The organism is Photorhabdus sp. RM322S (assembly GCF_042879395.1).
Classification (GTDB): domain Bacteria; phylum Pseudomonadota; class Gammaproteobacteria; order Enterobacterales; family Enterobacteriaceae; genus Photorhabdus; species Photorhabdus khanii.
In genome coordinates this window covers 1-13629 of the sequence record NZ_JBHFKW010000018.1, presented here as the reverse complement: position 1 = coordinate 13629, position 13629 = coordinate 1, and the positions used below count along the sequence as shown (strand labels likewise).

Annotated in this window: 11 protein-coding genes; all 11 read right to left on the bottom strand. The window is 43.2% G+C overall.

Annotated elements, in window-relative coordinates; genetic code table 11:
- Entirely contained in the window at positions 1-1083 is a 1083-nt protein-coding gene (gene mraY / locus ACGF63_RS12270; protein WP_036842741.1) for a phospho-N-acetylmuramoyl-pentapeptide-transferase, read from the bottom strand.
- Complete coding sequence (gene murF / locus ACGF63_RS12265) at positions 1077-2456, bottom strand: UDP-N-acetylmuramoyl-tripeptide--D-alanyl-D-alanine ligase (RefSeq protein WP_152962456.1); 1380 nt, start codon at positions 2454-2456, stop codon at positions 1077-1079. The genes mraY and murF overlap by 7 nt, the downstream gene beginning before the upstream one ends.
- Complete coding sequence (gene murE, locus ACGF63_RS12260; RefSeq protein WP_387631096.1) at positions 2453-3940, bottom strand: UDP-N-acetylmuramoyl-L-alanyl-D-glutamate--2,6-diaminopimelate ligase; 1488 nt, start codon at positions 3938-3940, stop codon at positions 2453-2455. The genes murF and murE overlap by 4 nt, the downstream gene beginning before the upstream one ends.
- Complete coding sequence (locus tag ACGF63_RS12255) at positions 3927-5693, bottom strand: peptidoglycan glycosyltransferase FtsI (RefSeq protein WP_036842736.1); 1767 nt, start codon at positions 5691-5693, stop codon at positions 3927-3929. The genes murE and ACGF63_RS12255 overlap by 14 nt, the downstream gene beginning before the upstream one ends.
- 27 nt (positions 5694-5720) lie before the next feature.
- Entirely contained in the window at positions 5721-6041 is a 321-nt protein-coding gene (ftsL, locus tag ACGF63_RS12250; RefSeq protein WP_036842735.1) for a cell division protein FtsL, read from the bottom strand.
- A complete protein-coding gene (gene rsmH / locus ACGF63_RS12245) occupies positions 6038-6982 on the bottom strand; it encodes a 16S rRNA (cytosine(1402)-N(4))-methyltransferase RsmH (RefSeq protein WP_036842734.1) in 945 nt (314 codons plus the stop codon). The genes ftsL and rsmH overlap by 4 nt, the downstream gene beginning before the upstream one ends.
- Positions 6983-6984: 2 nt before the next feature.
- Entirely contained in the window at positions 6985-7443 is a 459-nt protein-coding gene (mraZ, locus tag ACGF63_RS12240) for a division/cell wall cluster transcriptional repressor MraZ (RefSeq protein ID WP_021323947.1), read from the bottom strand.
- 631 nt (positions 7444-8074) lie between these two features.
- Positions 8075-9079, bottom strand: a complete 1005-nt coding sequence (gene cra, locus ACGF63_RS12235; protein WP_036842731.1) for a catabolite repressor/activator — start codon at positions 9077-9079, stop codon at positions 8075-8077.
- Positions 9080-9166: 87 nt separating this feature from the next.
- Complete coding sequence (ilvN, locus tag ACGF63_RS12230) at positions 9167-9658, bottom strand: acetolactate synthase small subunit (protein ID WP_036842728.1); 492 nt, start codon at positions 9656-9658, stop codon at positions 9167-9169.
- A 2-nt stretch (positions 9659-9660) separates the two neighbouring features.
- Entirely contained in the window at positions 9661-11388 is a 1728-nt protein-coding gene (ilvI, locus tag ACGF63_RS12225) for an acetolactate synthase 3 large subunit (protein WP_387631090.1), read from the bottom strand.
- A 1194-nt stretch (positions 11389-12582) separates the two neighbouring features.
- Positions 12583-13629, bottom strand: a 1047-nt coding sequence (locus ACGF63_RS12220) for an MFS transporter (protein ID WP_387631087.1), incomplete at its 5' end; no start/stop codon positions are given.

Genomic DNA, 13629 nt, shown 5'->3' with positions numbered 1-13629 from the left:
TTAACGTACCTTCAATGTTGCCAAGCCAATCAGTACTAACATCAGTGAAATAATCCAAAAACGCACGATAACGCGCGGTTCCGGCCAGCCTTTCAATTCATAATGATGGTGAATAGGCGCCATACGGAAAATACGCTGTCCACGCAGTTTAAAAGAACCCACTTGCAAGATAACTGATAGGGTTTCTACTACGAATACACCACCCATAATTACCAGCAAAAATTCCTGGCGCAGCAACACAGCAATGGTTCCAAGTGCACCACCTAATGCCAAAGAGCCCACATCACCCATGAAAACCTGAGCCGGATAAGTGTTGAACCACAGGAAACCTAATCCAGCGCCAACAATCGCAGTACAGACGATAACCAGCTCACCCGCATAGTTCAGGTAAGGAATATGCAGATAATTGGCAAAATTGACATTACCTGTTGCCCATGCCACAAGGGCAAAACCCGCCGCAACAAAAACGGTTGGCATAATTGCCAAACCATCCAACCCGTCAGTCAGATTCACCGCATTGCTGGTTCCGACAATCACGAAGTAGGTCAACAGAATGTAAAGCACACCCAGTTGCGGCATCACATCTTTAAAGAATGGCACGACTAATTGTGTTGCTGGGGTATCTTTCCCAACACTGTACATCGCAAATGCCACACCCAATGCCAGAGCGGACTGCCAGAAATACTTCCAACGGGCAATCAACCCCTTAGTATCTTTGCGCACAACTTTGCGATAATCATCCACGAAACCAACAATGCCGTAGCCAATCAGAACAGTCAGTACACACCAGACATAGGGGTTATTCAAACGAGCCCACAACAGTACAGAAATCGTGATTGAAAACAGGATCAACAATCCCCCCATCGTCGGTGTACCACGCTTGCTAAAGTGAGATTCCGGCCCATCATTGCGAACAACCTGCCCAATTTGTAATTTTTGCAGGAAAGCGATTAAACGCGGCCCCATCCATAATGCGATAGCCAGTGCAGTCAGCAGGCTGACGATGGCTCTAAACGTCAGATAAGAAAAGACATTAAAGCCGGTGTGATACTTGACCAGATATTCGGCCAGCCAAACTAACATGTGAAGCTCTCCTGTAATGCGCTGACGACATCTTCCATCGCAGTGCTGCGCGAACCTTTAACTAAAACGGAAATCACTTTGTGTTGTTGTAATAGTGGAACCAACGCTGCAACCAACGCGGCTTTATCCGCAAAATGCTGTCCACATCCACTCGCTTCACTAATGTGAACACTTAACGCGCCCACACTGAATACCTTATCGATACCCCCCAAAGCCGCAGCTTCACCAACCTGACGATGGTAGTCTTCTGATTGTTCACCCAACGCACCCATATCACCAACAACCATTACCCGGTAACCCGGCATTTGTGACAACACTTGAGCCGCAACGGTCATCGAACCGACATTGGCGTTATAAGTGTCATCAAGCAGCAATTTTCCTTCTGCCAGCTTGATTGGAAACAACCGACCTGATACAGGTTTCAGCCCGGATAAGCCAAGACGGACATCTTTTAACGTTGCGCCAACAGAAATTGCCAACGCACTGGCAGCTAACGCATTGGCAACATTGTGTTTTCCCGGTAATGGCAAAGTGATTTCTGTGCTGCCAGCGGGAGTATGCAGACAAAAGTCCGTAGTCAACTGTTTGACCTGAATATCTGTAGCGTAAAAATCAGTGTCTGATGCTTGTTGTATGGAAAAACGCTGCACTGTTTTGTCACCGATAACCTGTTGCCAGTGCGTCCAATCATTGCTTTCCATATTGATGATGACAGTGCCATTTTCTGGAAGGCCGACAAAAATTTCTCCTTTCGCTTTTGCAATACCCGCCAGAGAACCAAAATCTTCCAGGTGTGCAGTAGACAGGTTATTTACCAGTGCCGTTTCTGGTCGGGTCATTTCCGTGGTATAGGCAATCTCACCAATATGGCTTGCACCCAATTCAATCACGGCAAACTCATGTTGCTCTGTCAGTCTGAACAATGTCAGTGGCACTCCGATATCATTATTCAAATTACCTGCTGTATAGAGAGTATTACCGCACTGACGCAAAATCGCTGCGGTCATCTCCTTCACCGATGTTTTACCGGATGACCCCGTCAGCGCAACGATACGAGCATTACTCTGTTGGCGAACCCAGCCAGCTAATTTACCCATAGCCAAACGAGTATCTTTGACCACAACTTGCGGACAATTAACATCCAGTACACGACTGACCAGCAAAGCACTGACCCCCGCGTTTACTGCATCAACAGAAAAATCATGGGCATCAAAACGTTCACCTTTCAATGCAATAAACAGACTGTCATTTCCAACTTTACGGCTATCAGTAGTCACATCACTGATACAGATATCTGCGGCCTGCTGCTCCGTAACCTGTTTCAAGGCGCCATCAGTGATTTGCACCAGTTGTTGCAGTGTGAGGGAAATCATGCGATCACCCCCAGTAGCCGGGCAGCAGTCAATCGATCTGAGTAATCAAGGCGACGATGACCTACCAATTGATAATCTTCATGGCCTTTACCCGCAATCAATACAACATCATCTGCTCTTGCCTGCATAATGGCACTGGTTACCGCTTCAACACGGCCATGAATCGCTATCGCGCGGCCCGGATCGATAAAACCCGTCAGAATGTCAGCAACAATTGTCTGTGGCTCTTCACTGCGCGGGTTATCATCAGTAACAATCACATAATCAGCCCACTGTTCTGCCACACCGCCCATCAGAGGACGTTTGCCTTTATCGCGATCGCCACCACAACCAAAAACGCACCAAAGCTTACCTTTACAATGCAAGCGTGCAGCCGCCAAAGCTTTCTCCAGCGCATCAGGTGTATGAGCATAATCGACAACGACAACCGGTTTGCCCGGTGCAGTGAATACTTCCATTCGCCCACAGACCGGCGATAAGCAGGAAGCAGTTTCAAGCAGCTTTTCCAGTGGATAATCCAAAGCTAATAAGGTGGAAAGTGCCAACAACAAGTTGCTGACGTTAAATGCTCCCATCAGAGAGCTATCAATTGTACCGCCACCCCAACTAGACTCGAAAGTAATAGAGACACCTTTATCGTAATATTTTATTTCACGAGCCGCCAACCAACGCCCCTGCCAGTTTTCCGGCAAACGGTTTTCCATCGTCATAGCAACCGCTTGTGGTAAACGGGATAACCATTTCAGGCCAATATCATCATCAACATTAATGATTTGCTGTTTCACATTATGAGTAGAGAATAACAACCACTTAGCTGCTTCGTAGTGTTCCATATCACCGTGGTAATCAAGGTGATCACGGCTCAAATTGGTAAATACCGCCGCCTCAAATGGCAACGCTGCCACCCGCCCCTGAATCAACCCGTGAGAAGAGACTTCCATTGCCGCAAAGGTCGCACCTTGCCGAACAAGTTGTTGCAGATCCAGTTGAATATCAACGGCTGAACCGGTGGTATTTTCACTTGGCGCCACACGCCCCAGTAAACCATTACCAACAGTTCCCATCACTGCACTGATTTCACCCAATCCATGACTCCACTGAGCAAGCAATTGAGTAGTGGTTGTTTTTCCATTGGTTCCAGTGACACCAATCAGACGCAATTTATTACCAGGATGGCGATAAAACTCACCGGCTAATTGTGATAACTTATTATTCAAATCGCTCACATAAACAACCGGAACACCGTGCATAACCTGCACAGTCCCGTTATCAGCGCCGCTCTGAGCTTCTGCAATAACCGCCGCAACACCTTGTGCGATGGCCTGAGGAATGTAGAGTCGACCATCTGCCTGATGCCCTTTAATGGCAACAAACAGATCTCCGGCAGCCGATTTACGGCTGTCCAATGTCATTTCGCGTAACGCGCACTCTGGGGCATCAATACCCAATGGCGCGAGTAAATCGCGTAGATTACGATCTGCCACCTGTATCCTCTTTCTTATTAATCACAAATTCATTTTTATCACCTGCCGCCAAAGCATCCGGCTCCACATTCATGATGCGCAGAACACCGCCCATAATGGCACCAAATACCGGCGCAGAAACCGCACCGCCGTAATACTTACCTGCTTGTGGATCATTAATGATCACAACCAGTGCAAATCTTGGATTACTTGCAGGAGCAACACCTGCGGCGTAAGAGATATATCGATTAATGTATTTTCCATCCGGTCCGATTTTCCTCACAGTACCGGTTTTGATTGCGATCCGATATCCTTTTATCGCGGCCGTTGTTCCACCACCACCGGGTAAAGCGACACTTTCCATCATATGAACGACCGTGCGCATAATTGGCTCAGGAAATACTCTTGTGCCTGGCACGGGTGGATCAACTTTGGTAATCGACAGGGGACGATAAATCCCCATGCTGCCAATCGTTGCATAGACCCTAGCTAACTGTAACGGTGTTACCATCAGCCCGTAGCCATAAGAAAAAGTGGCTCTGTCAAGATCTGACCACCGTTGTTTATTTATTGGATATAAGCCACTGCTTTCTCCAACCAATCCCAAATTGGTCGCTTTTCCCAACCCAAAGCGTGAATAAACATCCACTAACTCTTTAGCAGGCATCGCTAACGCCAGCCTGGAAACACCAACGTTACTCGATTTCTGCAAAATACCCGTGATGGATAATTCTGAGTAACGGCCCACATCCCTAATTTCCTTACCGCTGATTCTATAAGGTATTGTGTTAATAACAGTATTTTCTTTGACAATACCATCATTTAGCGCGGCCATGACCACCATAGGTTTAACAGTGGAACCCGGTTCGAAAATATCGGTGATAGCACGGTTACGCATCGCTTCTTTTGACGTATTGATGCGATTATTTGGGTTATAAGATGGGCTGTTTGCCATTGCCAGCACTTCACCTGTATTAACATCCACCAATACCGCTGTCCCGGACTCTGCTTTATTAAAGGCAACCGCATTGGTCAATTCGCGGTAAACCAGTGCCTGCAAACGTTCATCAATGCTCAATACCAGATTGTGTGCCGCCAGACTATCAACAGAGGAAATATCTTCGATGACACGGCCAAAACGGTCTTTGCGTACCGTCCGCTCACCTGGCTGACCCGTCAGCCAGCGATCAAAACTTTTTTCGACGCCTTCAATACCCTGACCATCAACGTTAGTCACACCAATAATATGGGCAGTTACCTGACCTGACGGATAATAACGCCGGGATTCCTGACGCAAATAAATTCCCGGCAATTTCAGTTTATGAATATAATCACCAACCGATGGGTTAACCTGACGCGCCAGATAAACAAAGCGACCTTTAGGACTAGCACTAATTTTGCTGGTAAGTTGTTCAACTGGCAGATTAATCGCATCCGACAAGGCTTTCCATCGGGTATCATCAGTAATTCCCCCTTTTTCAAATACCTCTTTCGGATCTGCCCAGACAGCATTTACCGGAACGCTGACAGCCAGAGGTCGCCCCATACGATCGCTGATCATGCCGCGTGCAGTCGGAATTGACTGCACGCGCAGGGAACGCAAATCCCCTTCTTTAACCAATTGCTCCGGATTGATGACTTGCAAGTAAGCCACTCTCAGCAACAAGCAAACTAAAGCAAGGGCAATACCTCCACACAGCAAGGCAAAACGCCAGCTAACAAAACTGGCTTTATCTTCTTGCCGTTTTAACTTCGCGCAGCGTGCTGCTTTCATCGCTTACCTTATCATCATCAAATTAACTCACTGTGAAACAACGATGTTTTCCTGTGCAGGATTAACATGCTGCATATGCATTTTTTCAACGGCTATCCGTTCAACCCGGCTGTGATCACCAAGGGCGTTTTCTTCAAGGATCAGATTACGCCACTCAATATCTAACGCATCACGTTCCAATACCAAATGTTCTCTTTCAGCCGTCAACAAACGGGTTTCATGTGCCGTGGTTACAACACCTATGGCTGAAATCATGACAGCTATTAGAAGAATTAACGGTATCTTGGCATTCCTAAACAAATCGCTGCCGATAATACCGGTTAACCCGTGACGTTCACCTGCCATTATTCGCTAACTTTTTCAGCAAAACGCAGAACAGAGCTACGAGCCCGCGGGTTATCAGCCACTTCTTCCTCAGACGGTTTCATCTTGCCAACAGATTTCAGGCTACGCCCACCTTGCGCTTTCAGTTGCTCTTCTGTCAGTGGCAATCCTGCCGGCACCTGTGGCCCACGACTGTTATGACGAATAAAACGCTTAACAATGCGATCTTCCAGTGAATGAAAACTGATAACTGAAAGCCGCCCTTTTGGTGCAAGCGCCTGTAATGCACCATCCAGCGCCTGCTCAATCTCTTCCAGCTCACTGTTGATATAAATCCTGATAGCCTGGAAGCTCCTTGTCGCTGGATGTTTATGCTTCTCTTTCACCGGACTGGCCTGTGCAATCAAATCGGCCAGCGCTTTTGTCCGGGTAATGGGTTCTTCCTGATTACGTGTGACAATTGCTCTGGCAATACGTTTAGCGAAACGTTCTTCACCAAACGTTTTCAACACCCATGCAATATCATCCGCGTCTGCTTTCATTAGCCATTCTGCCGCTGACTGCCCACGAGTCGGATCCATCCGCATATCCAGTGGCCCATCACGCATAAAAGAAAAACCACGTTCCGGGTCATCCAGTTGCGGTGAGGAAACACCTAAATCCAGTAATACACCATCAATTTTGCCAGTCAGCCCAACTTCTTCTACATGGTGAGCCAATGCAGAAAATGGGCCATGTATTATTGAAAAACGCGGATCTGTGATCGCTTTTGCTGCTTCAATTGCCTGCGGATCACGATCAATGGCAATTAAACGACCTGTTGTCCCCAGTTGCGACAAAATCAGACGCGAATGCCCACCACGGCCAAATGTGCCATCAATATAGATTCCATCTTCACGAATATTCAGTCCATTGACTGCTTCATCCAGCAATACACTGGTATGTTTAAAATGACTGTTTGCCATGTTTATAGTGATAAGTCCTGTAGCCGTACTGATAAAGGTTCCTGAGTAGATCGCTCAGCCGCAATGTCATCCTTAACCTGTTGATACCAAGTCTGCTCATTCCACAATTCAAATTTGTTGAACTGACCAACCAGCATGACCTCTTTAGCTAGCCCTGCGTGCTGGCGCAGTGTATTAGCTAACAAAAGACGTCCTGCACTATCCATTTGGCATTCACTGGCATGACCTAAGAGCAAACGTTGTACCCGGCGCTCCGCCGGATTCATGCTGGATAAGCGGGAGAGCTTTTCTTCAATAATTTCCCATTCAGGTAGTGTATAAAGCAACAGGCAGGGCTGATGGAGGTCAATGGTACACACCATTTGCCCTTGTGATTCCTCGTTTAGCATAACCCGGTATCGGGTAGGTACGGCGAGCCGCCCCTTGCTATCGAGATTAACCAGCGTTGCTCCACGAAACATCTTCAGGTTGCCTTAGGCGATCAAAAATTACCACTTTATCCCACTAATCCCCACAATAAGGAGTTTACGGATGGGACGAAAACCTTGTCAAGCCAGAGCCGATGCGCTTTAGCTATATTTGGTAGAAGAATTTTGGCCGTTAAGGGGGATAATTATTAAATTTAGCAATATCAATAATAATTAATGCTATGATAATTTTGAATAATTTTACAAGCAAAGGAGAATAAACGTTTACGACAAAATAATGAAAAAATAATTGTGTTATTAATTTATTTACATAATTTACATTTCATTACTATTCGACAACTGTACAGAAATATTTATCATTTCATTTGATACATTCAACGTTAAAACCAATTGGTAATAAAAAATACCATACAATAAATACTATTAAAATCAAATTAATGTATAAATAGCAGTAAAAATAAAGCAGAAAATAGACAAACACTAATCTAAAAAGACGTTGTTACCCGCCCTTTATTCTACTAAATAATTTATGTATGAACGAAATTGTATTTGAGCGCGCTAAAACACTCAGATAAAAATGTCCTTACAAGTTGCCCTTGCATATTTTTTTACAACTCTGGTAGCAAAAGCGCCCCATCAAAGAATTAATGAGGCGCTTTTATCATCATTTCCGACTCAAACTTCCTCTCCGGCATAAGTCACGGTGTATCCGTGTGATACCTGGTCCTGGTTTTTGCTTTTCATCCAGACTCGCCAATACCAGTTCCAAGACCCGTTCCGCCACTTCACGATGACGCTGCGCGACAGAAAGCACCGGACATTCGAGGAAATCCAATAATTCATGATCACCAAAAGTCGCAATTACCAATTGATTGGGTAACCGGCCACTGTGTTTAAGCGTAACATCCATGACTCCCTGCAACAGAGCAAAAGAGGTAGTGAACAACGCCTGTGGCATTGGGTGAGTTTCCAACCACTTGGCGAACACTTCAGCCGCGGCATCACGCTCATAACTGTTTGAGTAAAGGTACATAACCTGACGAAGGTCATCTTTCCATGCTTCACGAAATCCCTGTTCACGCAGAAAACTGACTGACAGTTCAGGCAATGCGCCGAGATACAGCACAGATTCAGCAGGGAATTGACGAAACTCTTGTGCCAACATCTTAGCATCTTCAAAATCATCGCCCACTACGCTGATAAAATGTTCATTTTCTAATGCACGATCGAGCGCAACAATAGGTAAAGAGCGGTTTGCCCAGCGCTGATAAAAAGGATGCTCCGGCGGTAATGCAGTAGAAACAATCATTGCGTCCACCTGCCGTTGTAACAAGTGCTCAACGCAGCGCATTTCATTATCAGGCTGATCTTCAGAACAGGCTATCAATAATTGATAACCACGCTGACGAGCCTGGCGCTCGAGATAATTCGCAATGCGGGTATAGCTGGTATTTTCTAAATCTGGAATAACCAGACCAATAGAGCGAGTGCGTCCTGCACGGAGACCGGCTGCCACAGCATTAGGATGGTAATTATGCTCTTTGACCACTGCCATCACTTTTTCTACCGTTTTATCACTGACACGGTATTGTTTGGCTTTACCATTAATCACATAACTGGCCGTTGTGCGTGAAACACCTGCAAGGCGGGCGATTTCATCCAGTTTCACATTAACTCCTTCATAGACACCAAAAAAGCCCTACTTTATCGCAGAGCCTCATAAATGTATGTATATTGCCCCGCAGTTTGCGATTTTTCATCGCATAATTTTATCCCCACGAGATACACCAACAATACCGGAACGAGCAACTTCAACAATTTCAGCTACATCACGAACGGCATCCAGAAATGCATCCAGTTTATCGCTGGTTCCTACCAGTTGTACGGTATATAAAGTAGAAGTCACATCAATGATCTGCCCACGGAAAATATCGGTACTGCGCTTGATCTCTTCACGTCCATACCCACTGGCCTGCAATTTCACCAGCATAATTTCACGTTCTACATGAGAACCCGCTGCCAACTCGCTGACTCGTAACACATCCACCAGCTTGTGCAATTGTTTTTCAATCTGTTCAAGTACCCTGGCATCGCCCTTAGTCTGAATTGTCATTCGCGATAATGTTGGATCGTCAGTTGGCGCCACAGTTAAACTTTCAATGTTGTAGCCACGCTGAGAAAACAGACCAACAACACGGGACAAAGCCCCCGATTCGTTTTCAAGTAATACAGATAAAATCCGGCGCATAATCAGGTTCTCTCCGTTTTGCTTAACCACATCTCATCCATTGCTCCTCCACGGATCTGCATAGGATATACGTGTTCAGTTTCATCCACTGTGACATCAACAAATACCAGCCGCTGATTTTCAGTCACCTCTCTCAAGGCTTCTGCCAATTTACCTTCCAGCTCGTCATAACTCTGGATAGAAATGCCAACATGACCATAAGCCTCAGCCAGTTTGACAAAATCAGGCAAAGATTCCATGTAGGACTGAGAGTGACGGCCTGCATAAATCATGTCTTGCCATTGTTTTATCATTCCCAGGAAACGGTTATTCAAGTTCAAAACCAGTACCGGCAGCCCATATTGCAACGCCGTGGATAATTCCTGAATATTCATCTGAATACTGCCATCCCCCGTCACACAGACTACTGTTGCTTCCGGTTTCACCAGTTTGACCCCCAACGCAGCCGGTAAGCCAAATCCCATCGTCCCTAAACCACCGGAACTGATCCAACGTCTTGGCTTGTCAAATGGATAATGCAATGCAACAAACATCTGATGCTGTCCAACATCCGAAGTGACATAAGCTTCACCTTTCGTCAAACGATAGAGAACCTCGATAGCCGCTTGCGGTTTAATCTTTTCACCACTGCGATCAAAATTGAGGCATTTACGGCTACGCCATTGCTGAATAGATAACCACCAATCTTTCAGCGCATCCGGGTCCTGTGTGTCTTCCTCTGTCTCCAACAGTTCCAACATTTGCCGCAGCACCGGTTTAGCATCACCAACAATAGGTATATCTGCGGCAACAGTTTTCGAAATTGATGTTGGATCGATATCAATATGCAAAACAGTTGCTTCCGGGCAATATTTTGCCAAATTATTGGTTGTGCGATCATCAAAACGTACACCAACAGCAAAAATCACATCGGAATTATGCATTGCTTTGTTAGCTTCAAATGTACCGTGCATACCGAGCATTCCCAAGCTTTGCTGGTGAGTTGCCGGAAAACTGCCTAACCCCATCAGGGAGCTTACAACAGGAATATTGAATTTTTCTGCCAATACCAGCAATTCTGCTGAACAATCTGCATTAATTGCCCCACCACCCACATATATGATGGGTTTCTTCGCATTCAACAGTTTTCTTAGTGCCCGTTTAATCTGCCCTTTATGCCCTTGCACCGTCGGATTATAAGAGCGCATGCTTATCTGCTCAGGATAAATATAGGGGAGTTTTACTGCCGGATTTACCGTGTCTTTTGGTAAATCAATGACTACCGGCCCCGGACGACCACTGGCGGCCAAATAGAAGGCTTTTTTCAGTACCTTCGGAATATCTTCCGCTTTTTTCACTAAAAAGCTGTGTTTCACGATCGGTCGGGAGATCCCCACCATGTCACATTCCTGGAATGCATCATTACCAATCAAGGAACTGGCTACCTGACCGGACAATACAACCATTGGAATTGAATCCATATAAGCTGTCGCAATGCCCGTGATGGCATTGGTCGCACCTGGCCCGGAAGTGACCAATACCACACCAACTTTCCCTGTAGAACGGGCATAGCCATCAGCCATATGAACCGCACCCTGCTCATGGCGTACCAGGATATGTTCAATTCCCCCAACCGTATGCAAGGCATCGTAAATATCCAGTACTGCGCCGCCCGGATAACCGAATACATGTTCAACGCCCTGATCAATTAACGATCGGACGACTATTTCAGCTCCTGATAACATCTCCATAGGTTTTCCTCCAGGCTCTGTTTGCAAGTTAATAAATCGGAAGTTCCTTCCACTTTTATTTTAGTAAGACGAATGGCCTCTCAGCGATATATTGATGCTGAGTTAATTAACATAACGCTAGAAACAGATGTTAGCAATGTGAGTAAAGGCAGAATAGCAACTTTCTGGCAATTCTAAATGCCTTCTGTAAGCGTTATCTTACTACCAAGAAGCTAAAAGTAAGTAGAATATGAGTGGCTATACCTGAAAAGAACGACAACATATAGGTATTATCCGGTATATATACGATAAAAAACTAAAAAACAGTTTTCAAAATCGTTTAAGTCACCACAGCATAAATCTGATAAAGGAAGTGTGGACGAATACCTCAGATAATTTAATCATAATTTCATCGTTTCTGAATAGCTATTGTGAATAATTCATTCAGGTAAAATCCATTTACCTCACTTTAATTATAAAACACGATAGAAACCATTATTTTTCCTGGAAGAACAATTCCACACATTCAATATTTACCTAAATAATTTTCCAAAATAGTGCTCCACTTCGGACAACGCCTTGTGTAGCAAGGGTTGTGCGCTATGCATAGCAGAGTGATGAGTTAGTGCGGCTTATCAGGTATCAGACTTGCATTGCTCGGATATTAATCAAATAGACCAACTGTATCGGTATTATGAAAAGCTATTTAGATACAAAAATATTCATCCTCATCACTAAATAACCCGACATAATAATCAGTCAAATGATTACTTAAAATAAATCAAATTATTTACACGGCTCATAAAACAATCTTAACAACTCATGAAAAGTATATTTCCATATTAAGGGAAACTCTATGCAATACATTATTAAAAAATTAACACCTTAAGTGTAAATTAATTTTCCGAATAAACCATCAACTCTTACATAATATAAAATCACACCAAAAACCCTCAATATAAATTCATCACCCATAGTGCCGAATATATATTTTAGCACTAACCATTTCACTTCACTTATTTAAGTTAAACTTTAACTCGCTCCATCATAAATTTATTTTTTATTAATCATAATTCATATTAATTCAAATAGCTAAGTTATGAATATAAATAAACTTGGCATATCTACAAAACAACAAGACATTTATTTACAACATTAAATTGTCTTTTAATACCTTCTCTAATACACTCTCCACTGGCCCTCAGTAAAACTGTGTCATGACGTGGATTTACGATTTATTAAAACAACCACAATTATGGTTAAAAAAATACCTATAAATGTTGTAAAAAAAACGATGCTTATGGAAAAAAAATAAGATATTGTGGAACCTATCAAAGGGCCAATAAACATGGAAAAACCAACAGAAATTGACGTTAAGCCAAATATTTTAGCCGAGTTATCATTAGTTGCGAATTTCTGCATATAAATGGTAACAATAATATTATTCATAGACGATCCTACTCCTATTATTACCATTGCTAAAAATATAAAAAATAAATTAATTTTATCAGGAAATAAATCGTTAAATTGATTTGTTATTCCTATTAAAAGATACCCCGATCCCCACAAAAAGAATGAAGATAACATAATATTTAAAGATATGTTAATCTTATACTTTCCAAATACTAAACCAATTAGAACACCTGAAACACCTGAAAGACACATAGCAAAACTATAATGGCTTCCATTTAATCCCTGCTTCATAAAGCTAAGAGCTATTAGACTATCTGATAGATAGCCAAAACAAGTTAAAATGGAAATAACAATAAATGAAAACAATATTCTATTATCTTCCATCATATTAAAGTAATTAATTAGTGATATCTTGTTTTTTTTGCGGTTAACATTAATCAATGGTTCTGAAACAAAAATATATAAGACTGCTGAAATAAAATAAAGCACTGATATTAAAATAATAATTTGTTTTACTGAGTAATAGATAAGAATAAAACCTAAAAATAACGGGGCCGACATTTTGTATATTTGAAATAAAACCTGCCAATAACTAAAGTTTTTTTCAAATTGGTTGGTTGATATGTTTTTTAATATTAAAAAATTAGAAGGTCCTAAAAATAAACGAAGGATGTTTTTAATAAAAGAATAAAGAATATATATATTAATGTCATCAATGTTGTATTGAAAAGTGGTAATAACACCGCAAAGTAACGAAATGATAATAATGTACTTTTTTGGTTTTATATTTTCATCCACAAATGACGAAACATAGGGCGTTAGAAATAGTAACGATGCAGCATATGAAAT